This is a genomic window from Wolbachia endosymbiont of Ostrinia scapulalis, assembly GCF_023559145.1.
Lineage (GTDB): Bacteria > Pseudomonadota > Alphaproteobacteria > Rickettsiales > Anaplasmataceae > Wolbachia.
The window spans coordinates 926,845-949,720 of sequence record NZ_CP096926.1; the positions used below are offsets into that span (position 1 = coordinate 926,845).

21 protein-coding genes, 2 tRNA genes and 1 pseudogene are annotated in these 22,876 nt (G+C 35.0%); 13 read left to right on the forward strand and 11 right to left on the reverse strand.

Features of this window, described 5'->3' with window-relative positions; all coding sequences use genetic code 11:
• Positions 1-4 precede the first annotated feature (4 nt).
• From M1L26_RS04565 to M1L26_RS04575, 3 genes are read left to right on the forward strand one after another with little or no spacing between them, the layout of a single operon-like run.
• Positions 5-391: a dihydroneopterin aldolase gene (locus M1L26_RS04565; RefSeq protein WP_052264775.1), complete on the forward strand. Its 387-nt coding sequence runs from the start codon at positions 5-7 to the stop codon at positions 389-391.
• Entirely contained in the window at positions 388-1,641 is a 1,254-nt protein-coding gene (gene folP, locus M1L26_RS04570; RefSeq protein ID WP_250120028.1) for a dihydropteroate synthase, read from the forward strand. Before M1L26_RS04565 ends, folP begins: the two co-directional genes overlap by 4 nt.
• The gene (locus M1L26_RS04575) at positions 1,638-2,117 is read left to right on the forward strand and encodes a dihydrofolate reductase (protein WP_250120029.1); all 480 of its coding nucleotides are present in this window, start codon (positions 1,638-1,640) and stop codon (positions 2,115-2,117) included. The genes folP and M1L26_RS04575 overlap by 4 nt, the downstream gene beginning before the upstream one ends.
• 184 nt (positions 2,118-2,301) lie before the next feature.
• On the opposite strand, the pseudogene M1L26_RS06595 reads toward M1L26_RS04575, so the two are convergent.
• Positions 2,302-3,250, reverse strand: a pseudogene (locus tag M1L26_RS06595) (IS5 family transposase).
• 306 nt (positions 3,251-3,556) lie between these two features.
• On the opposite strand from M1L26_RS06595, the gene cutA reads away from it, so the two are divergent.
• From cutA to M1L26_RS04600, 3 genes are all read left to right on the forward strand, one after another.
• On the forward strand, positions 3,557-3,892 hold the full coding sequence (cutA, locus tag M1L26_RS04590) for a divalent-cation tolerance protein CutA (RefSeq protein ID WP_211908645.1): 336 nt from the start codon (positions 3,557-3,559) through the stop codon (positions 3,890-3,892).
• A tRNA-Gln gene (locus M1L26_RS04595) sits at positions 3,883-3,954 on the forward strand. Before cutA ends, M1L26_RS04595 begins: the two co-directional genes overlap by 10 nt.
• A 138-nt stretch (positions 3,955-4,092) precedes the next feature.
• Complete coding sequence (locus M1L26_RS04600) at positions 4,093-4,521, forward strand: hypothetical protein (protein WP_246433248.1); 429 nt, start codon at positions 4,093-4,095, stop codon at positions 4,519-4,521.
• On the opposite strand, the gene M1L26_RS04605 is transcribed toward M1L26_RS04600, so the two are convergent.
• Positions 4,518-4,808, reverse strand: a complete 291-nt coding sequence (locus tag M1L26_RS04605; protein ID WP_211908641.1) for a hypothetical protein — start codon at positions 4,806-4,808, stop codon at positions 4,518-4,520. The genes M1L26_RS04600 and M1L26_RS04605 overlap by 4 nt on opposite strands.
• 439 nt (positions 4,809-5,247) lie before the next feature.
• Positions 5,248-6,444 (reverse strand): succinyl-diaminopimelate desuccinylase, encoded by a 1,197-nt coding sequence (gene dapE, locus M1L26_RS04610; protein WP_250120030.1) that lies wholly within the window; start codon positions 6,442-6,444, stop codon positions 5,248-5,250.
• Between the two features lie 42 nt (positions 6,445-6,486).
• Between dapE and M1L26_RS04615 the strand changes: the two genes are divergently transcribed.
• Positions 6,487-7,752, forward strand: a complete 1,266-nt coding sequence (locus tag M1L26_RS04615) for an iron-containing alcohol dehydrogenase (RefSeq protein ID WP_250120031.1) — start codon at positions 6,487-6,489, stop codon at positions 7,750-7,752.
• A gap of 553 nt (positions 7,753-8,305) precedes the next feature.
• Here M1L26_RS04615 and M1L26_RS04620 read toward each other — a convergent pair.
• The 6 genes from M1L26_RS04620 to dnaE form a co-directional block, all read right to left on the reverse strand.
• A tRNA-Met gene (locus M1L26_RS04620) sits at positions 8,306-8,377 on the reverse strand.
• Positions 8,377-9,669, reverse strand: coding sequence for an adenylosuccinate lyase (gene purB, locus M1L26_RS04625; RefSeq protein WP_250120032.1), 1,293 nt, complete (start codon positions 9,667-9,669; stop codon positions 8,377-8,379). The genes M1L26_RS04620 and purB overlap by 1 nt, the downstream gene beginning before the upstream one ends.
• A 236-nt stretch (positions 9,670-9,905) precedes the next feature.
• A complete protein-coding gene (rplI, locus tag M1L26_RS04630) occupies positions 9,906-10,460 on the reverse strand; it encodes a 50S ribosomal protein L9 (RefSeq protein WP_211908635.1) in 555 nt (184 codons plus the stop codon).
• Between the two features lie 3 nt (positions 10,461-10,463).
• Entirely contained in the window at positions 10,464-10,742 is a 279-nt protein-coding gene (rpsR, locus tag M1L26_RS04635; protein ID WP_015587948.1) for a 30S ribosomal protein S18, read from the reverse strand.
• Positions 10,742-11,515 carry a 30S ribosomal protein S6 gene (gene rpsF / locus M1L26_RS04640; protein WP_211908633.1) on the reverse strand — a complete coding sequence of 258 codons (774 nt, stop codon included), beginning with the start codon at positions 11,513-11,515 and terminating at the stop codon, positions 10,742-10,744. The genes rpsR and rpsF overlap by 1 nt, the downstream gene beginning before the upstream one ends.
• Before the next feature lie 48 nt (positions 11,516-11,563).
• Positions 11,564-14,893, reverse strand: coding sequence for a DNA polymerase III subunit alpha (dnaE, locus tag M1L26_RS04645; protein WP_250120034.1), 3,330 nt, complete (start codon positions 14,891-14,893; stop codon positions 11,564-11,566).
• A gap of 199 nt (positions 14,894-15,092) precedes the next feature.
• Between dnaE and M1L26_RS04650 the strand changes: the two genes are divergently transcribed.
• A complete protein-coding gene (locus M1L26_RS04650; protein ID WP_211908631.1) occupies positions 15,093-16,016 on the forward strand; it encodes an ankyrin repeat domain-containing protein in 924 nt (307 codons plus the stop codon).
• A gap of 423 nt (positions 16,017-16,439) precedes the next feature.
• Here the strand turns inward: M1L26_RS04650 and M1L26_RS04655 are convergent, their stop codons facing one another.
• Both M1L26_RS04655 and lipB read right to left on the reverse strand, forming a co-directional pair.
• Positions 16,440-17,408 carry an LD-carboxypeptidase gene (locus M1L26_RS04655; RefSeq protein ID WP_211908629.1) on the reverse strand — a complete coding sequence of 323 codons (969 nt, stop codon included), beginning with the start codon at positions 17,406-17,408 and terminating at the stop codon, positions 16,440-16,442.
• The gene (lipB, locus tag M1L26_RS04660; protein ID WP_211908628.1) at positions 17,408-18,025 is read right to left on the reverse strand and encodes a lipoyl(octanoyl) transferase LipB; all 618 of its coding nucleotides are present in this window, start codon (positions 18,023-18,025) and stop codon (positions 17,408-17,410) included. The genes M1L26_RS04655 and lipB overlap by 1 nt, the downstream gene beginning before the upstream one ends.
• A gap of 218 nt (positions 18,026-18,243) precedes the next feature.
• Here lipB and M1L26_RS04665 point away from each other — a divergent pair, with 218 nt between their 5' ends.
• The 5 genes from M1L26_RS04665 to M1L26_RS04685 all read left to right on the forward strand — a co-directional run bounded on the left by M1L26_RS04665 (position 18,244) and on the right by M1L26_RS04685 (position 22,821).
• Positions 18,244-18,543, forward strand: coding sequence for a hypothetical protein (locus M1L26_RS04665; RefSeq protein WP_250120035.1), 300 nt, complete (start codon positions 18,244-18,246; stop codon positions 18,541-18,543).
• Between the two features lie 13 nt (positions 18,544-18,556).
• A complete protein-coding gene (locus tag M1L26_RS04670) occupies positions 18,557-19,744 on the forward strand; it encodes a hypothetical protein (protein WP_250120036.1) in 1,188 nt (395 codons plus the stop codon).
• Positions 19,745-20,022: 278 nt separating this feature from the next.
• A complete protein-coding gene (locus M1L26_RS04675) occupies positions 20,023-21,198 on the forward strand; it encodes a phage portal protein (RefSeq protein ID WP_211908625.1) in 1,176 nt (391 codons plus the stop codon).
• A 51-nt stretch (positions 21,199-21,249) separates the two neighbouring features.
• On the forward strand, positions 21,250-22,242 hold the full coding sequence (locus tag M1L26_RS04680) for an ankyrin repeat domain-containing protein (RefSeq protein ID WP_211908623.1): 993 nt from the start codon (positions 21,250-21,252) through the stop codon (positions 22,240-22,242).
• Between the two features lie 129 nt (positions 22,243-22,371).
• Entirely contained in the window at positions 22,372-22,821 is a 450-nt protein-coding gene (locus tag M1L26_RS04685) for an ankyrin repeat domain-containing protein (protein WP_211908622.1), read from the forward strand.
• Positions 22,822-22,876 lie beyond the last annotated feature (55 nt).

The window sequence follows — 22,876 nt, forward strand, 5'->3', positions numbered from 1 at the left end:
TTCAGTGGTAGCATGTAATCTTCTTATATCTGATTTACGGCTTTGGGTTCATTTGGGATGTAGTGCAGAAGAGAAGTCTTCTCCCCAATTGGTGAGTATTGACGTTGATTTCACTTTTAAATCTCCTCCTTCAGGGCTTACAACTGATCAACTTAAAGATACTATCTGCTATTTGGAAGTAGTGCAAAATATTCAATCTCTTGTTCAGGGCAAGCAATTTAATTTAATCGAGCATTTAACTCATGAGATATACAGAGCCATTAATAACCTTTTGCTGCGAAAGAAGCATATTATTTCTTCTGTCAGGGTGACTACTCACAAAATCGCACCACCAGTTCCTGGTGTGCATGGGGGCGTTTTTTTTACTTACTGTAATGAATTGCAAGAATGATCTATATTTCTATTGGATCAAATATAGGGAATCGCCTTTCCCATTTACAAAGAGCTACTGAGTTAATAAAGAAGCGCTATTTAAAAGACTTAAAGTCTTCGATCATTCTAGAAACTAAGGCTATTTTACCAAATGGTGCTCCACCTGATTGGAACAAGCCATTTCTCAACATGATTGTCTATGGAAGTTGTTCTTCTTCTCCTGAGGAGCTACTAAAAGGCTTAAAACAAATCGAATGTGATATTGGTCGTCCACAAGTCTACGAAAAATGGGCACCTCGTGTTATTGATTTAGATATTTTGTTATGGGATGATCTAACGCTTGATATACCTGACCTTAAAATTCCTCACCCAGAATTAGTAAATAGACCATTTTTGCTCCACTTGATGGCAATGGTTAACAAAACCTTTGCTTTCAATGTTCAAGACTGTTTTTCAAAGAGTTTTACGCTTTCACCAAAGCTTATGGGTATCGTCAATATTACCCCTGATTCATTTTCAGATGGTGGTCTTTATTATGATGCGAATCGAGCAACCAAGCAGGCATTGCAGCTGGTATCAGATGGTGCAAGCATAGTTGATCTTGGAGCTCAATCAACAAGGCCTGGAGCTTCAATAAAGACGCCAGAGGAAGAGTATGAACGTCTAAAACCAGTACTTGATAATCTTAGCGACTATATGAAAAATGGTGATATTGAAGTCAGCATTGATAGTTTTTTGCCAGACGTTATTTTAAACGTTTTGAAGCACTACAATATTGCCTGGGTAAATGATCAGAAGGGAGATCTGAGTAGTAATACCTTAAAAGAAGTTGCTAGCAGTGGGTGTAGTGTCGTTATTATGCATTCACTTTCGATACCACCACATAAGGACAATATTATTCCACATGACACTGACCCAATTGATATCATAAATAATTGGGCAGAGAAGAGCATTAACAAACTACTAGGCCTGGGTTTTGATGAAAATTCAATAATTATTGACCCTGGTATTGGTTTTGGCAAATCTATGTATCAGAATATTCAGATTTTACGCAGTATAGAAACTTTACAAAATTTTGGCTGCAAGGTTTTAGTTGGCCATTCCAGAAAGTCATTTATTTCCTCTTTTTCCATAGAATCTCCCTCTAATAGAGATTTAGAAACAATTGCTACATCTGCTGTACTGCAAAATAAGGTTGATTTCCTTAGAGTGCATAATGTACGCGACCACATGAGATTTTTTGTAGCCCAAGCTGTCTTAAAAGGATGAAGATTATTGGAATTATGGCTGTTGACCCTAATGGGGTAATTGGAATAAATAATGATTTGCCCTGGCGTTATCCAAGTGAGTTTAAACATTTTTGTCAAGTGACCGACAAACAAATTATTGTGATGGGAAGAAAGACATTTGAAACCGTGCCTCAAAGCATACTAAAGAATCGTACACCTATTGTTTTCTCCCGTAACAAGTGTTTTAATAGAGGTCCAAAATGTACTGTTGTCTCTTCCATGCAAGAATTTCTGTCAATTCAAAGTAGTTCTCAAGTCTTTGTGATTGGTGGGGCACAAATAGCACACCTTTTTTTAGAGCATAACCTAATCTCAGAATTTATTATAACTGAAATTCACAAGCCCTATAAGGGTGATACATACCTCAATTTAGCATTTTTTAATGGATGGAATAAAACTATTCTCGTCAGAACAGAAGACTATACTATATTCAATTGTATCCGTTCGGCAGAGTAGTAAAATAAGAAAAAGAGAAAAGACGACTAGAGGAATAAATGATGTCATTCAAGTAGCTGACACTGATTCCTTTATGGTGATGTCATGCCATTGTCAGCTACTTGGATAACATTCCACTCCAGCACTTGATTCTGGAATGGCTTTGTTGCATCACTCTTCGGATAATAGGTAACGTGGAATAAATTCATGAAGCTATCTCAAATTTAGCCATGCCTATATCAGTAAATTTGTTAAGCAAATAACACTTGAGTAGCAGTTCTCTCTCACGATTAACCTCAGATTTGTTTCTAAAACTAAACCCAAATGTTTGCTTCAGTCGCGAGAAAAAACTTTCTATATAAGATCTCTTCCCATAATTTATCTCTTTTTTCCACCTCTTCATACCATCTTCATCATATGACTTTATGAGCTTGATTGTAGAATTTCTCTCATCCATATAATCCAACTTTGGATGCTCTATTGCATTATTTTGCGGAGGAATCCTTGTCTTTATGTCAAGCTCATCGCACAGTTTGTATAACTTCTTTCGATTATATGCCCTGTCTGCATATAGTGTGCTTATATTATATTTAACATCAATCCTTGCAATAAGATCACATGCTCCATAGTGGTCAGAATAAACTCCGCCACTGTATTTTGCTGCTATAACTTTTTTGCTACCTATCTCTAGCATTACATGCAGTTTTCTTGTTTGCTCATAGCAGCGATACTTTCTATCTGTACCATTTGCCTTGCTATGACCTGGAATATTATTGTAGATCAGTACTATCTATGGCAATCTCAATATCTTCTGTATTATTTTTATCATGTCTTCGATCATTAATTTTGATGTTAAGTTTTTTAAGCCTTCTTGAGGCCTGGGAATAGCTAATAACTTGCAAGTTTTTCCTTACTTGCTCAAGGTACCCTGCTATAAATCCCGCTGTTTGTCTCAGACCTATTCTAAATAAATAAGTTATTATGTGAACCAGAATCACGACCTTATCGCTATAAATATAGTTGCCACCAGCCATTTTTGGACCTTTTTCGTACCAATTTTCTATGGCATCATTGACGTAATAAAAAATATTTCCCCTCTCTTGGAGAAATTTGTTATATTCATGGCAGTTACTGACTCTCATTTTTTGTGGCATATTTTTCTTTAGTAGGTTAAATGCTTGTCTTATAGTGAATTTTGTCAGTAACTGCCAGTTCTTTTTATTTGACCTATGCAACAAAGCCCACTGGAATCCAGAAATTTTTTGAGCACGAAAGTTTATGCTAAGTTTTTGTTGGTAAAAAAGGCTGGATCCCAGTGTCACGCACTGGGATGACAAGAGGAGAACTACTAAATTACATCTTCAATTTCTGTGTGTCAAGCACTGAAGAGGTCTCTCCTATTTTCTCTTGATGAATAAATCTAAGTAGAGTATAGTAAAAATGCATTTATGTAGCGATTAATGAGCAATTTAGTTTTAGTCTATATAACTTTTTCAAACTTGAAAGAGGCTCAGGCTATTTCTGAAGAATTGTTAAACGAGAAGTTAATTGTGTGTGTAAATATATTTCCTGAAGTAAATTCTCTGTATTTATGGGAAGGTAAAATTAATAGTAATTGTGAAGTAGTGGCAATTATGAAAAGTAGGAATGATCAGGCTGATAAGATTGTAGAAAAAATCGAGGCAATGCATTCTTATGGTCAACCAGCCGTTTTGATAATACCCATAGGAAAAGCGAATAAATCTTTTACTAATTGGGTTAATAATGTTATTGATATAAACAATATTGGGGTGTAGCCAAGTGGTAAGGCAGCGGTTTTTGATACCGCCACGCGAAGGTTCGAATCCTTCCACCCCAGCTTTATTGAAGTGTGCGTGAAATGATATCACTTTTTTATAAATTAAGGTTATTTAATTACATACTGGGCAGTTTGAAAGATATAGTTGTCAAGCTATTTTTTTTCACTTTGTATCTTTATACATCGAGCATTATGCTCATGTTTCTCACCAGTGGCTTTTGGTATGCTGTAGAATTTAGCTCTTTCAAAAATGCATTTTACCATTTATATCAATATTTAAAATGGTATTATGAAAATAGAGATGATTTGGGTTATGGAGTTTCTATTAGAATATTAGTAGCGTTTCTTACTCCGCATTTTCTCTACAAATTATTTTCTGGCACAGGCTGGAAGTCTTTTTTCAAGGAGAAGATAGTTCAGATACTCAGCACAAGAAGAAAAATGGGTAATAAACCAAATGGCAGTAGTTATGGTTATAGTAATAAGAACAGTTACGGTAACAATAATCTTCAAGAGGCAGAACGGAAAGTGAATATGATAAAGCAGCTATTAATCCAAGATATAGATGAAGCTATAGAAAAAAGATTAAATGATATTTTTCTTGGTGAGAGGGGTAAACCTCATTAAAAGGGCTTTATCTTTTTTAGAATTGGCTGTATTTTGTTTTTTACGTATAACCGATCGCAATCAGCCAGTATACATGTTTCAACAAAATCTTGACTGAAGTCTGATAGCCAGGAAATTGCTTTACGTTTCTCTACCAAGCTTTCTGTTTTTTTACAGTTACTTGCTGCATCAATCATTGCCTGTGATATCACTGATTGCCACAGTATGCAGTACCTTTGTATATCATCTAAAGTGCTATTTGCTTCGTGATGGTGAAAAAATTCTTTGAAATTGAAGTTATTTGACATTATGTACCTCTTTAAGTTGAAAATTAGAATTTGAAGTAGTGCGAAAGTTGTCTGCTGCAATGAGTAGCCTTTATGACAGTCAGACCGGGTTTTATGTGAGCTATAAATGTTTAAGAAATTATATCTATTCAGATCTATGTGAAACCAGTGCTTCTTTTCTTGTTATCCGAGCTGGGATCCAGGTTGACAAAAGCGCTTTACAACGTTTTGTGTACAAAAGCCAGTGTTGCATGACACTATTTGTTCTTATAGCTTTTTTGTCTATCTTATTTTGTCACTCTGCTGAACAGATAATTTTCGCCAATAAGCTTTCTACTGAATTTTTGTTATTGAGCTCACACAGATCAAAGACAAGTTTTGAGTCAAAAATACCCTTAATATTATAATAAGGGGCTGGTAAAATGTGTCTAGTAAGTTTTCTTCTCTATGCAACTGCACCTCAAGCTAATAATGGACCATCAGGCGTATTACCAATTACATTGATCTGGTTTAATATTTTATTAGTGGGGTAAAAATAATTTTTTATAAACTCCTTATATATAGCTGTTAATTTATGTATATCGTCTATTGATACGCATTCATTTACCTGATGTGCGGTTTTGTTGATCATACCAAATTCAATTACTGGACAAATATCCTTAGTAAACGCAGCATCAGATGTGCCACCATTTGTACTCAGCACAGCATCAATGCCGGTAATTTTATTTATCGCATCAAGCATAATATCAGTATTTCTATCAGGAATAGAGAGAAAAACGTTTCTGCTGCTCTGCATAGACAGTTTATAATCGTTAGTCACATTGGTGCATATTGCATCAATCATCTTATATAAAACGTCTGGTGTTTGTGTATTGTTATATCGAACATTAAAACCTGCTGCTATTGAACTAGGTATTAGATTATTAGTATTATTTCCAACGTCGATAGTAGTAATTTCGCAATGTGAAGGCTGAAAGTATTTATTACCAGTATCAAAAGTGGTATCTTTTATCTTACTTAGTATCGATACCATTTTATATATTGGATTATCTGCTAGATCTGGGTAGGCAACGTGCCCTTGTTTACCATGGCAAATCAATTTAAATGTTGCAGAACCTCTTCTACCTATTTTTATGGTATCACCTAATTTCTCACTACTAGTTGGTTCGCCAACTACACAAAAATCTATCTTTTTTTGCTTGCTTTTCATCCATTCCAAAACGGCCTTTGTTCCATGTTCTTCCGTGCTTTCTTCAGCGCTGGTAATCAATGCACTGATTGAACCGCTGAATCGAAACTTACCTGCAACTGAATCTACGATAGCAGCAATAAATGCAGCTACTCCGCCTTTCATATCAGATGCTCCTCTTCCATATAGCATTCCATCTCTAACTTCTGGCTTAAATGGATCAGATATCCAATCTTTTAACTCACCTGGTGGTACAACATCAACATGTCCAGCAAAACACAAGTTTGGTACTCCATTTATATATTTCGCATAAAGATTTTTAACTTTATCACCAAACTCTAAAATCTCACATTCAAAACCACTTTTCTTGAGAATGGCTGCTATATGCTCTATTGCCCCATCGTCTTTTGGTGTTATACTTCTAAAAGAAATTAATTTCTTAGTTAGTTCTACAGGGTCAATCTTCATATCAATCTTGAAATACTAACATTACCGTATTGTAAACATTCTATGCGATATTTAAAACAAATATTACAGCACACAGAACAAGTTCTTATTAGGGAAGTAAAAGTACTTGCTGATAATATCTATGAAATATGTAGACAATACGGAAATGACATTTTTCTGATTGCAGATGAAAATACAGCAAAACTTTTAAACAAAAACATACTTAATAAAGTTTCTCATTTAATTATTCCAGCCACACCTGTCATTCCAGCGCGTGACTATGATGGATCGCAGTGTCACGCTACTTGGATGACACCAAATGGACTGAACAGTGCTGCTTCTCTCCAAGCTGTAAACCTAGTTAGAAATAAAGCAAAAGATAGTGACTTAATGGTTGCATTTGGCAGTGGCACTGTTAATGATATCTGTAAGTGCGCAAGCTATTTAGAAGGCAAAGACTACATATCCTTTCCAACAGCTGCTTCCATGAATGGATATAGCTCTGCAAACGCTTCAATATTAGTTGATGGATATAAAAAATCGTTCGGAGCACATCTTCCAAAGGCAATATACATTGATACCGATATAATTGCCAACGCACCACCACGCCTCACATTAAGTGGATTTGCAGATTTCATCTGCCGTTCAACAGTACAAGCCGATTGGCTATTATCTCATCTATTACTTGGCACAGAATATAATGAATTACCCTTTAAACTTGTTCGCAATCTGGAGGAAATTTTGCTCAGAGAACACTTGGCACTTGCTAAAAAAGATAAAAGAGTAGTTTTATTACTTATGGAAGCCTTATTGATTTCAGGACTCGGAATGGTGATGTCAAAAGGCAGCTACTCTGCAAGTCAAGGAGAACATATGATAGCTCATGCAATTGAGATGGTAACACAGGATTATTCCTCCTCGTTACATGGGGAAAAAATTGCTGTGACAACGATTACCATGGCTAACTTGCAAGAGGAGATATTGTCAATACAAAACCCGATTACCAAACCGATCACTTTAGATGTAAAACATATAACTCAGTGCTTTGGTAATACCGAATTTATAAAAATTCTAAAGCAGAAGCAAATGATGCAGCAAAAAATTCAAGAGATTATTTGCAAAGAATGGAGTAATATTTCTAGTTTAATTAAGCAAAATTTACTATCTGCAAAACACCTGCAGAAAGTATTTGAAGATCTATCAATTCCGTACTTACCGGAGCATCTTAATTGGAACAAAGAGCAATACTGCAAGGTAGTCAATCTTACATTTGCAACAAGAGATAGATTCACCTTTCTTGACCTGGCTGGTTGTATAGAAAAAAGTTAGATTTTGTGTATTCGTTCGGTAGGGTAGCAAAATAAGATAGACAAAAATACAGTAACAAATGGTGTCATGCAAGTAGCTATCCAGCCTTTCTTAACAACAAAAACTTAGCATGACTTTTGTGCTCAAAAACTTCTGGATTCCAGCATCAAGTGCTGGAATGACATGGTGAAATATTATTCAAGTAGCCTCTGTCCCAGTGCCTATTCGGTGTCATTCAAGTCAACTCTTTTCTTGTCATCCCAGTGCCTAGACACTGGGATCCAGAAAACTTCACTTTAAATGAGTGCATTAGATTGTCTTTATATAGATGCCAGTGTCAGCTACTCGGATGAAATTCATTTAGTTGTCTTTTCTCATCTACCTTACCACTTTCTTGAACGGATACCATTAGCCATTCCCCTGAATAGATACAACAAATGTTGTATCTTTATCACTTCACATACATTATTCCATATACTATATGAACAACTGAAAAAAAACTTCAGTTAATTGACAATGAATCACGTTATTTTGTCAAGTGCGCTGCTATCGCCAAACCATAGCTTAGCTTGAGTGGCTGAGGAGGGATTTGAACCCCCGACCAAGAGATTATGATCCTCCTGCTCTACCGCTGAGCTACTCAGCCTAATTAAAAACCTTGCTATATATGTAATCTATATGTTTCATATAATACTTCAAATCAAACAAAGACTCAAGTTTTTCAGAGTCAATAATTCCGTGCAAGGATTTATCTTGTTTCAATTCGAACAGAAAATCACTGTTATCTTGCTTTACTTTCATTGCATTATTCTGAACAATTTTATATGCCTCTTCCCTAGTTAAACCACTACTTACCAACTCAAGCAATACACGTTGTGAGAAAATTAAACCCTTTGAAGAGTTTAAGTTCTTTTCAATGTTTTCCTTATCGATCGCCAATTTATCTATCAAATCTGTTAATCGCACTAAAGCAAAATCCATTGTTATACAAGCATCAGGGGCAATGCACCTTTCCACAGACGAGTGCGATATATCTCGTTCGTGCCATAATGCAACATTTTCTAATGCAGGAAAAACATAGCTGCGTACTAAGCGTGAGAGCCCAGTCAAATTCTCACTTAAAATAGGATTACACTTATGCGGCATAGCAGAACTTCCCTTCTGCCCAGTGGAAAAATATTCAGAGATTTCGCCGACTTCAGTTTTTTGCAAATGACGAATCTCAATTGCAATATTTTCTATTGAGCTTGCAATTACTCCCAAAATTGAAAAGAACATGGCATGTCTATCACGAGGGATGACTTGAGACGATATGGTTTCAGGTATGAGTCCCATTTCTTTCGCTACATACTCTTCAACAAATGGATTAATATTTGCAAAATTACCTACTGCACCTGATATTTTACAAATTGAGATCTCTTTTTGCGCGCTAATTAATCTCTGATAATTGCGTTTAAATTCAGCATAAAATCTAGCAAATTTTAATCCAAGAGTTATTGGTTCTGCATGCATTCCATGACTGCGCCCAACACAAACAATATCTTTATAGTCCTCAGCTTTTTTTTTCAATACTATAAGTAAATTTTTTAGATTCTTGAGTAAAATATCACATGACTCTTTCAACTGCACTGCAAGGCATGTATCTAAAACATCAGAACTTGTCATTCCGTAATGGAGATAACGAACATCAACTCCCGCTTTTTCAGAAATATATGTCAAAAAAGCTATAACATCATGTTTTACAATGGATTCAATTTCGTTAATACGCTCAATATCAAATTCAATAGCACCAGAGAGCTTTTCAGCAACATCATTTGGAATAACTTTTAATTTTGCTTGAGCTTCACATGCTAATTTTTCTATTTTGAGCCATATGTTGAACTTATTTTTTTCTTCCCAAATAGAAGAGATTTCTTTGCGGCTATAGCGTGGGATCATTTTTGATTTATTCCAATAATGGTGTCATTCCAGTGCATGACACTGGAATCCAGATATAAAAGTATTTGCAAATTATTCAATGGACAACGGATTCTAGAAGCATAAAATAATGTCCATGATGAAATAAACTGGATCCCAGTGTCACGCACTGGAATGACATGAAAGGAGCACTGGGATGATACCAGCTTAGCAATGGAAGACATTTCTTTACGACTATAACAAGGGATCATCTTTGATCAGCTATCATCACCATCAGTAGTTTCTTTACTCGCATCTTGCTCTGCCTCTTGTTGCTCAGATTTCTGATTTTGCAACTTTGCTTGCCTTAATTCATGTGCATCTTTCTCAGATCTGACAACGTATATAGTAATTGGCACTATCACTTTACTATGTAATTCTATATTCACTTGATACTCGCCCAAATTTTTGATACTTATTCCACCAAAAGATAAACTATGATGACTTATATCATATCCTTCTTGTAATAAAGTTTTTGCAATTTCACGTGTGGTTACAGAGCCAAAAATCTTTCCATCCTCTGAAGCTTGCTTTATTAATATAATAAATTTATCATGCAGTGATGATGCAAGCACTTTTGCTACATTTAATTTTTTGGTATTTTCTTCTTCCAATAATAAACGCTGTTCCTCTAACTTTATTAAATTTTCCTTAGTGGCTTTCATCGCCTTTTTTTGTGGAAAAAGAAAATTACGTGCATAACCTGGCTTAACTTTGACAACTTCACCAATCTTACCTAAAGTTGTTATATTTTCCTTTAAAATTATTAACATAAATTACCTAACTTTTTTAGTACAGTAAGGAGCAAGAGCTAAAAAGCGTGCTCTTATAATTGCTAAGCGCAACTTTCTTTGTTTTCTTGCGCACACACCTGTTAACCTTCTAGGTAATATTCTACCATAGTCAGAGGTGAATTTGGACAATAAATCTATATTCTTATAGTCTATGTCCTCATCTTTAGATGCAGCAAGAGGACAGACCTTAGGACGCCTAAAGCCAGTTCTGTTATTTACAGACACGTAAGAATTATTAAAACTATTTCGTCTTTTCATCATTATGCACTTTTCTCCTCAATTTGTTTATCCATCATGTAAGATTTACCTTTAAAAAACTCATTAACCCGTACAGACAAGTGGCGAATAATATTCTCATTCAGTTTTACTCTACGCTCAAATTCATCCATAATGCTTGAAGTAAAACTTATACACATCATACAGTAATGACCACTTTTCATCTTATTTATTGGGTATGCAAAATCTAATAGACCCCAATATTCATATTTTATCAATCCTGAAGCTTCAATATTTTTCAAAAGCACTTCCAGCGTTTTATTCAATTGATTTGAGTCTACTATTTTAAAACTTTTTAAAACCTCTTGAAGGGGCTTTATTAGATGTTGTGAAATATTTTCCTTAAAAGCATTTACTACATTATAAATAAATGCACTTTTAGTGTTAGCTCCTGGAAGGTCCATAAAATTTTGTTTTATTCCCGTATCACTTAGTTCATTTTTCAATTCTTTATCGATTCTTGACTTTATTTCTTTTAAATTTGAAAAATCTTCTTCCAATTCAACCCATAAAATTTTTGTCAGAGTTTCCAAGAAATCAGAGTAAACAATCAGACTTTTTTTAATGCTTTCAGTACTTGCCTCTAGCTCTTGTTTTGTAACTGTGCTATGTTCTCTTTCTATGAGACCTTTAACCTCCTGAGAAATAACATCTGCTTTAATATTTTTCAACAAAATAGCCAATTCTTGGACCATTTCTTCTACTTCTTGCTGCAATAAGTTCGGTTGTGCTATAAAAGTAAATTCATAGAGATTCACTATATCTTCCTTTAATATCAATTAAACACTTTATTATATAAAACTTTTTTATGTAAGCAAGTTATTTGTATTAATTTCTACGCCTTCAATCCAACTTAAGTGAGATATTTCATAAATAGCTTGGGGGGTGATTGAATATGTACCTGGCAACAAGATGCTGACTTTATGTTTTTCGAGAAGAAACTTTAGCATTATTTTGGTTTTGCCTCCATTTTTCAACACTGCATTCAACTCCTCAGCAACTTTTTGCGAGTCTGCACATACAGCAGTTAAAACTAATCCTTTCATTAGAGAAGTAACCTTTTCTGTAAATTCAGATATGTCCTTTCCTGATAGTCTCGTTGTGTTTTCTGAAATTTCAAGATCAATTATCACAAATGCTCCAGGTGAAAATAGATTCCTTTTTTCTTCTATTATTTCATTATTGTAGAATGCTATTTCAGAAACATTGTGGGGATCAGAAAGTGTTAGGATAACAAATCTTCCACGTTCTGAGGTTCTCATACGCACATTTAATATTACACCAGCAGTTTTTATCGTTTTACTCTCTCCGATAAACCCAATATTTAATTTTTTCAAGAGAGTTCTAAACTTTTCAAGTGGATGATTAGTTAAGTAAAATCCCAATGAAAATAACTCATGCTCTAATTTTTCCTCTTCATTAAAATCTTCCACGTTCTCAAGTTTTGGCTTCAGAATATCAAGATTACCAAATAAAGCAGCTTGATTTGACTGCCTATTTTTATTTGCAAAGTAAATCAATGTGTCTATTGACTCGTATAACTGCTTTCTATTTTTGTGCACACTATCGAATGTTCCAGATTTAATTAAACTTTCTAATGCCCTTTTATTTATTACATTCCCCAAATTTTGAATGAATTCCCATATGTCCTTATAAGAACTTGAGCGTGCATTTACTATTCCTTCTGCTATAGCAAAACCAACATTACGCAAAGCAGCAATTCCGTAGCGTATGTGCTCACCCTCTATTGAAAATTCAGCCTTAGATTTGCTGATATCAGGCGAAAGAACAGCAACTCCACTGAATTTTGCAGCATGATAAAACAAATTCAGTTTGTCTCTATCATCAATGTTGAGATTCATCAAGGCCGTAAAAAATTCTAGCGGGTAGTTAGCCTTAAGGTAAGCTGTTTGGTAAGATATAATCGCATATGCTGCAGCGTGGGATTTATTAAATCCATAACCAGCAAATTTTGCAACAAGATCAAAAATATAACTTGCCCTGTCGTAATCAACACCGTTTTTTGTTGCTCCTTGAACAAAAAGTTCACGTTGTTTATCCATCTCTTCCTTAATTTTCTTACCCATGGCACGTCTGAGTAAATCCGCCTCTGCTAAGCTATATCCAGAGAGAATACGCGCTATTTCCATTACCTGTTCTTGGTAGATTATTACTCCGAATGTTTCTTTTAACACCTCCTCAAGCAATGGATGAATGTAATCTGGCTTTTCAAGTCCATGCTTTCTTGCAACATAAGTTGGAATGTTATCCATAGGCCCTGGGCGATAAAGAGAAATTAAAGCGATGATATCTTCAATGCAGTCTGGCTTTAGTTTGATTAAAGCTTCTCTCATTCCCGAACTTTCAAGCTGAAACACTCCGATTGAATCACCTCTTGAGAGCATTTCATAGGTTCTTTGATCAATCAAAGAAACCGAGGAAATATCAAATTTTTTTTCATCACGATTAATTAAACGACATACATGATCTATTAGTGTTAGCGTACCAAGTCCAAGAAAATCAAATTTTATTAACCCAGCTTTCTCTACATATTTCATGCTGTATTGAGTGATTGGCAGAGCCGAATTTGGATCATAATAGACGGGAACAAAATTTTCTAATTTTTGATCGCATATTACAATTCCAGCAGCATGAGTTGAAACGTGACGATATATTCCTTCGAGCTTTAGTGATATATCAAGAAGCTTTGCAATTACCTCATCACTATCTCGTTCTTTCTGTAGGTTTTGATCAAGCTCTATCGCTTGCGATAAAGTTACAGGATTTACTGGATTAAATGGAACCATTTTAGATATTTTATCCACTTGAGAGTAAGGCATTTGCAATACTCTACCAACATCACGCAATACTGCCCTTGCTTGCAATTTTCCAAAAGTGATTATTTGAGCAACATAACCGTACTTTTTCTGAACATAATCAATAACCAGGTCCCTTTTCTCTTGGCAGAAATCGATATCAAAGTCAGGCATCGATACACGATCAGGATTCAAAAATCTTTCAAAGATCAGACCAAATTTTATTGGATCAAGATCTGTAATTTGTAAGCTCCAAGCAACAATCGACCCAGCACCAGAACCTCTTCCCGGTCCAACTGGAATGCCATTTGCTTTGCTCCAACGAATGAAATCAGAAACTATCAAAAAGTAGCCAGCGTAGTTCATCGAAGTTATTACGCTTAGTTCGTAATTCAGCCGATCGTAGTATTGTTTAAGGTCTATGTCCGTTTCATTTGCAATACGCAGCTTCAACCCTGAAACTGCCTGCTCCCTCAGTTCTTCATTCTCAGTTTTATTTTCTCGACAAGGAAATTTAGGCAAGATAGGCTGCCTGCTTCTTGGCATGTAAGAGCACCGCTTAGCTATCACTAAAGTGTTATAAATTGCTTCGGGGATATCGCTAAATAGCTCCTCCATTTCCGCCACAGATTTGAAATAATGTTCAGTGGTTAGCTTCTTTCTGTTATTCTCGAGAGCATAACTGCCCTCCGATATGCACGTTAATATATCATAAGCTTCATAATCAGATCTATTTGAAAAAAACACATCATTCGTTGCAACTAGTGGTATATTGCGCTGATAAGCAAAATCTATTAAAGCTTCTTCAAGCTCTAGCTCTTTATTCAGCCCATGACGCTGCAATTCAACATATAAATGACCATCAAATGCTGAGAGCAGTCTTTTTATCGTTTCTTTATCTTGCTTCAATAACAGTTGAGCCAATATGCCGTCATATCCACCAGTTAAGGCGATTAGGCCTGAACTTAAATTTAATAGCTCATCAAAATCAACGTAGGGAATATCGCTGCTATTTTTACGCTTTTTAAAAGACTCACTCACCAAAGTGACTAAATTAGTGTACCCTTGTTCATTTTTTGCAAGTAGCAGTATTGATAAATTTTGTTCTAAGTGTCGAACGATAATATTACATCCTATTATTAGCTGTATTCCCCTATTAGCTGCATATTCTGCAAATTCAAGTGAGCCAAATAAGTTACCTGAGTCAGTAACTGCAACTGCCGGCATTTTGTTCTGCAAACAAAGACCAATCAGCTCCTCAATTTTAACCGAACTCTCAAGCAGAGAATAAACGCTATGAACACGCAAGTGTATGAACATAAAAAACTTTAGATTAGCAATAAAAGGATAACATTAATTTGCTTGTAAGGATATGAAAAGGTCTAACACTGAAATAACACAAAGAGGCTATTTGAATCTAATTTACTATTCACAATCCCGGTTATTAGCTTATTTGAGTTGATTTTTCATCATAATTATGAAATAATTAAACATATTGTTTAATATTGAAGGTAGAATTATGACAGGAGAATATAAATCACTGAAAAAAGTACTGAGTACGATTGAGGTTAAGGAAGGCTTAGATAAATATAATATAATTAAGAAAATACAAGAAGAACTAAAGGAACAGAATCTATTTCTATATTTGTTGTGGGAGATAGGTAGTTTTGATGTAAATTATGTATTTTCTCTCTCCTTCTGTATTGAGTGTATGTTATTAAAGATAGCTGCTAAGAATGGTTACACAAATATAGTAAATGTTTTACTAGAAAAAGGAGCAGATGTTAATGAGAGATATCATTCGGGTAATACTGTTTTGCATTTAGCTGCTGAGAATGGTCACGTAGATATAGTAAAACTTTTACTAGAAAAAGGAGCAGATGTTAATCGGAAAAATTGGTGTGATATGACTCCTTTGTATTTAGCTGCTGAGAATGGTCACGAAAAGACAGTAGAGTTTTTACTAGCAAAAGGAGCAAATGTTAATGAGAAAGGTTACCACGATATGACTCCTTTGCATTTCGCTGCTTGTAATGGTCACGAAAAGACAGTAGAGGTTTTAATCAAAGCAGGAGCAGATGTTAACGCAGCAGATCAATATGGAGAGACCCCTTTAGATTATGCTGTAAGTCAAAACGTAGTAACAGTTCTATTAAATGAAGTAGGAGGTTCTTTTGTGAAAGCACGTAATAAGGCAATGATTGCTGGTGGAGTGAATACATTATTAGGCACTGCTATAGCAGTGGCACTTTTTACAACTGGAACAATTGCAGCTCAGTTGATACCTATCGTTATAGCAGTGGTTGCAGTTACAGCAGCAGCACTGGTAGTTGGTTGTGCTACATATGAATTGTTAAAGCCTAGTACTAAAGTTGATGGAGCAGAAAAACCAATTGTCAACTTAACAAATGAACAGCAGGGAGTTACTGTCATTTCTTCATAGTGGAACGCGTTGCGCACATCTGTACAGAGTTGAAGATGTCATGCAATTATCTGACACTGGAATCTATATAAAGGCAATCTAGTTCACTCATTTAAAGTGAAGTTTTCTGGATCCCAGTGTCTAGGCACTGGGATGACACTGAAGGGGTTACTCGAATGACAAGAATAAGGAGTACTGGGATGACAAGAAAGCACTGATTTCATATGCATCTGATAAAAAAGATGATGTCATGCAAGTAGCTGACACTGGCATCCAGTTTTTTTTGTGCAATTCCGTCAAAAAAAAGCGCTTTCGTGTTTACCAACTTAGTTGGATTCCAGTGTCAAGCACTGGAATGACACCAAAGAGGCTACTCGAATGACAAGAAAGAGGGCTACTCGGATGACAACGAAGGTGCTGGAATGAAAGGAGTGTTAGATAAAGCTACTTGTATAACTGTTGCACATCCATAAACTCCTTCTCGTCTTGAACGCTAATGGTAGCGTGAGTGTTGAAAGGTAAAGGGTCATTTATATCTCCATGGCCTACTCCTTTCATTGTAAATACTGGAAAGTTGACACTTTTTGCAAACCTTTCTTTTACAATTTCGACAAGATTATCATTATAACAGTTAACAAAGTCACCGAATATTACTGCATCTACTCCATCAAAAATATGAGCTTGTTTTAGGTGATCTAAACTGCGTTCAATTGAATATGGATAAACTCTTATGTCTTCTAAAAATAGAATTTTGTTTTTTGCGTTTATTTGCCAAGCAGTTCCTATGCTATTTTCAACCAAAGTCATATTACCACCGATGATTTTAGATTCTAATATGCCATTTTTTAGTCTAACTCCATTATTTATCATCTTTAAGTTGTCAAATCTGATAGAGTTGTGTTGGTTAAGAATTAATTCTTTTAATTTTTCAACAGAGCTTTCAGCAACAGAGTTATTTACTATCATTTCCAACATGGTACCGTGAAGAGTTTGCCAGTCATATTTAACTTGCAGATAAATATGTAAAGCAGTGATATCACTATAGCCTATAAGAATTTTTTTGTTTTGAGCAATTCTTTCTTTTTTATCATTGGGCAGCTTTTCTAGGTAAGGAATTAGCCGAGAAGCCCCTTCTCCTCCTCTGATACACCAAATTATTTTGCTATCATCAGTGAGCGCATTAACCAAATCATTCGCTCTAAACTCATCAGAGTTAGAATAAAATGGGTTGTCATTACTGTATATTTTCTCCGAAATATGGGGATTAAAACCCAAAGTTTTTACGTATTCTCTTATAGTAGGCAGATCTGATTCTTTTCCTTTCGAAGAAGGAGCAATAATATCAACTTGATTGATTGTGTGTGCAGGATTAGTGAGTAAAAGGCATAGAAAATAAAGAATAAAGGAATACATTAAAATATCTTATGAAACTCTTGCTTTAATATATCATCTAATTCGCAAAGAGAAACTTTTACTCCTAGTTTTTCCATTGATGTAACGCCGTAATCTTTTAGTCCACAAGGAATAATACCCTCATAGTGGGAAAGGTTTGGAGAGACATTAAGTGCTATGCCATGATAAGTTATCCATTTTCTCAAGCGAATGCCAAAAGCTGCTATTTTTTCTTCTACTCCGTTGTTGTTCACCCAAATGCCTATTCTATCTTCCTTAAATTCCCCAAATATATTAAAGTGTTTTAAAACATTTATGATCCAATTACTTAGGTCTCTGATATATAGTTTTATGTCACATTTGTTTCTTTTTTTAAGATTTAGCATTAAATATATAATGCGCTGCCCTGGTCCGTGATATGTATATTTACCACCCCTACCTGTTTTATATATAGGAAATAATTTTTCAATAATGTCATCATCTGTTGCACCGATTCCTGCAGTATAAAGTGGAGGGTGCTGGAGTAGCCATACTAACTCATCAGATAAATTATTGTGAATTTGTTGAATTTTTGCTTCCATGAATTTCACAGAATGGTTATAATCAGCAAATTGGTTAGATATTAGCCATTCTGTCATATTCAATTTCTTTTATTTAATTTTATAATACTTACTTGATTTTCAAGCAAGTTTAGGTTGTTAGTGAGCTTTTAAAGCGTTCCATATAAAGCTATATAAGGCTTTGTAACAAAAAAGGGAAGCTATCGCCTAATGATGAAAAATTTGACATATGTTGCTAGATATGCTAACATCATTAATAAATATTTAACATTTATATTTTTAGCTAGGGAGTAATTATGCCAAATATAAGTACAGAGTTTAAACAAAAAACTCAACTTCTTGAAAAACATTTCCATGATAGAACACTCCAGCCTATGAGCGAGTTCAAGAAAGTAGGAGAGAAAGAAGTAGTCTGCAGTTCAGGATTTCAAGCAGAGCACGAGTATAGCGACAATGAAGGTGATAAGGCAGCTTTCATGATTAAGTCTGTTCTAAATCACACGCTTACAAAAGAGGAAGAACAGTCTAAGTTAGCACAATTCAAAGAATCTTTTTACAAAGGATCAAGAAAAGCTACAAAATTGCAAAATCCTTAATTTGCCAAATTTTGTGATAAATAATAATCTTGATTTATTATGGCAGTCAGTAGAAAGCGATATATGTTATGATGACCTTAATATTGCTGATTTTATCAGGGAATATGTTGCTGGTGATTTATATAAGCTGTTTTTATATGATAGAGCTCCAATTGTTGAATTGGTAACAAATAACGATTTGCCAAAGGAAAGATTTGCTAATGGTAATGATCAATTTAAAGAGCGCATTGAGCAAGAGAAAAATCAAGGGCAACTTCATTTGAGATCAAAGTTTTTGGACAAATTTACAACATTAATGGATCTTAAAGAAAAAGGCAAAAACCACCAAGATGCAAAAGGTTTTGAGAAAATACTGGCTGCTCAAATATTACTTGTAGAAGCTGATATTGTGAACCCAGAAAATTTTGGTGTAATAGAAAAGGAGTATGAAAATGCAAAGGGTAAAAAAGTAAAAGAAAAACTCTGGGCAAAAATTGATCATGGTAGATCATTTTATTTGATCTTTAGTGGCACCAAAAGTTATTTACAAAACTTTTATACCTTTCTGACCACATTGAGAAGCTATGGCATAAAAATAGATCTAGAAAAGCTATCAAAAGAGTTAGAGGATTTTATTGACTATTATGATCAGAATAAAGAAAAATTTGAAGCTTTAATAGATAGGAAGGCAAGCACTTTAAATCATGTATTGAATCCTAACATGCAATTTAACCTTAGGTATATTGATGGATCCATATTGAATGTTAGGAATTTTAAGTACATGAAAGGAGAATTTAAAGGCCAGAAGATGAAGAAGGTAGGTTTTTCTTTTTCTCTTTCAATTCTTGATAACGATTCTCCAAGTACTAGTTTTAGTGATTACTTTAAGCAAAACTTAGAAACCCAGGTTAAAATGGCAAGAAATCTTACTGGTCCATTGAAAGATCTTGCTGGACCATGGAAAAATTTCGATAGAATTGAAAAGATTTATAGTTACGTAATCAAACCTTCATTCTGTCTATTTGTTCCAACGTTAATAGCAGCTATATTTACAAGTGGAACCTTAGGCACAGCTTTTACTGTAGCTGCAATGATTACAGGAATGTGTATGCTTGTTGGAATAGTGACAAACATTTGTCTTAATGTTTATGCAATGAGTAGCTGCAATAGCAAAATTAACGATCCAAAAATTGAGGGGTTTCAAGGAGAGCTTCAGCTTTGATAATAGCTTTTCTGGTTTCTTTAACGATGGTATAGTTGAAGTAGTCCATGTTTGTCATCCGAGTAGCTGACACTGGGATCTAGCTTTTCATACAATCTAGTCAAAGGTGTTCGTTCTGGTATAAAACAGCTATGCTCACCAGTTAAGTGGGCTATCTACAATTAAATTCTTGGATCCCAGTGTCAAGCACTGGGATGACATCATTCTTGTAACACTAATTGATATAATTCAACTACAATTTCAATCTTTTAACAAATTCAATTTTTCAGGAGGCACATATGAATTTTAATATTTTTCAAAGAAAGAAAAGCAGTGAATACTCTGCTTTGCAACTAATGATGGAACCAAGTTGGAGTAGGCGCGATTATGCAAGTTTTGCTGAGGAAGGCTACATAAAAAATGTCATTGCCTTTCGAGCAATTAATATGATCGCAAGTGCTGCATCTTCGGTACCTTTTACTCTCTGCCAGCTTACTGACCAGGGAAAATCACAACTAAAAGCGCATCCATTACTGAAGTTACTTTATTCTCCTAATCCAATGACATCAAAATCGGAATTTATTGAAGGGATTGTGACTTATCGATTAGTTAATGGCAATTCTTATGTATTGATGATTGAGGCGCAGAACAAACCAACAGAGCTTTATCTTCTGCGCCCTGATAGAGTTGAAATTGTTCCGGGGAGAAGTAACGTTCCTTATGCCTATCGTTATACCGTAAATAACAACAGTTATGACTTTAAAGTTGATAAATTGACTGGGCGTTCAACAGTACTGCATCTTAAAACCTTTAACCCTTTGAATGATTGGTATGGACTATCACCAATTGAGGCAGCTGCATATAGTATAGATCAGCATAACCAAGCGGGAGCTTGGAATCAGGCAATGCTGCAAAATGGAGCAAGACCAAGTGGTGCAATAGTTGTAAAATCAGAAAAGGATGGAAGTGGTGGAAACTTAAGTCAAGAGCAGTACCAACGCTTAAAAGGACAGATAAATGATCATTACTCAGGTCCTGTCAATGCTGGAAGACCTATATTGCTTGAAGGGGGTCTAGAGTGGAAGGAAATGAGCTTATCACCGAGGGATATGGATTTTATTGAGTCAAAACATAGCTCAGCTCGTGATATTGCTCTAGCTTTTGGCGTTCCGCCGCAGTTGCTTGGCATACCAGGTGATAATACTTATAGCAATTTGATCGAAGCACATCTTTCCCTTTGGGAACAGACGATTTTACCAACACTAGAAAATATTATTTGTCACTTAAATTCTTGGCTAGTGCCCAAGTTTGGCAAAGATTTATGTTTGTCATATGATAAAGACGCGATAGAAATTCTAATGGAGAAAAGACAAAAGATGTGGAAATACGTGCAAAACGCAAGCTTCATGACGCTTAATGAAAAAAGAGAAGCTTTTGGCTTGCAACCGTTACCCGGTGGTGATAAATTGGGTTGATATTATTTTTTTGCATATTAAATTAACTACAATGAAATTGTGGGGTAAATTATGAATGAAAGGGAACAAAGAGAATTGGATGAACTATTAATGAATTCTTCTAAAGGAGAGAATATACAGCAGATTACGGAGTTGATAGAAGCTGGAGCAAATATTAATGCAGTAACAACTGTGCAAAAGGAGACTCCTTTACATATTGCAGTTAGGTATGGTCATAAGGAAGTAGAAGAATTGCTGCTTAATAAAGGGGCAAATGTTAATGCAATAGAAAGGCGAAAGTGGACTCCTTTACATACTGCAGTTAGGTATGGTCATAAGGAAGTAGCAGAATTGCTGCTTGATAGAGGAGCAAATGTTAATGCAGTAGATAATCTGGATATGACTCCTTTACATTTTGCACTTAAGTATGATCGGGAGGAATTAGTAAGGTTGCTGCTTGATAGAGGAGCAAATGTTAATGCAGTAGACAAGACAGGAAGGACCCCTTTATCTATTGTAGCTAGTGATGATTACAAAATAGGGTATTGCGATAAACCGATGGTAGTAAGAACTATAATTGCATATGCTGTGGTACATAGTGGTATCACAACGAAACCAGAGTGTATTGTCAAAAATATTGAATTGTCCAAATTTTGGGATGATTATCAGAATGAGATGATGAACGTCAGGCTTAGTAACAGCAATATATCGTTATATCAGTTTCTGCGAGAGACTGATGAGAATAAATTAGCAGGTTATTTGTCTGATAGAGAATATGATGAAATAAGGTGTTCTGACGCATTGGAATATATATCAGAATTTCCTGAACACGTTGATACAATAGTAAGCCAATTTGATAAGGCATCGGACAGAAGGGATTTATTAGATAAAAGTAAAGCAGCTATAGAGAATTCTAATTTGCGGGTGTTACATCAAGTTTTTGACGAAATAACTTATCACTTAACAGATAAAGAGTTAAAGAACATTATAGAGGCATTTCCAAGTCAGAATTTGGATAATCCAAGTGCTGAACAACTTCAAGCAGCTGCTCAAGCTCATAATTAGAGTAATGTACACAGGCCTATGCTCATTATAAAAGGAGAAACTTTTACCGTTACCCGGTGGTGATGCGTTGAATTGATATTTATATAGTGTAGATATTTATACTAAGCTGTAAGAAATTAGAGGTATTTTATGTATCAAGAACAAGAAAATTCAGTAGGTAATTCTCGATTTATTCTTCCTCATATAGAATTGTCATCGAGACGCAAAGCAAATATTAATGCAGCAGATCGTAATGGTGAAACTCCTTTACATTACGCTGCTAAAAGAAATCGCTTAGAGCAAGTGAAATTATTGCTTAAAAAAGGAGCAGTTATTGATATAAAAAATCGTTTCGGTTATACTCCTTTATACCATGCTGTTCGTGAAGGCCACACAAGTATGGTAAAATTATTGCTTGAAAAAGGAGCAGATATTAATATATCAAGTAATTCTTGTATTACTGTTTTACATTTATCTGTTCTCAAAGACTATAGGGAGATAACACGTTTATTGCTTGGAGAGACAGAGAGTCCAAGCACAAGCTGCAGCGACGCAAACATTGAGAAGGTACAAACAATCAATCAGTTTTATCATTGGTGAGAGTGGAACATCTTTTACTAAGTCTAACTTAAAGACAGATGGTCCCTTAAATCCT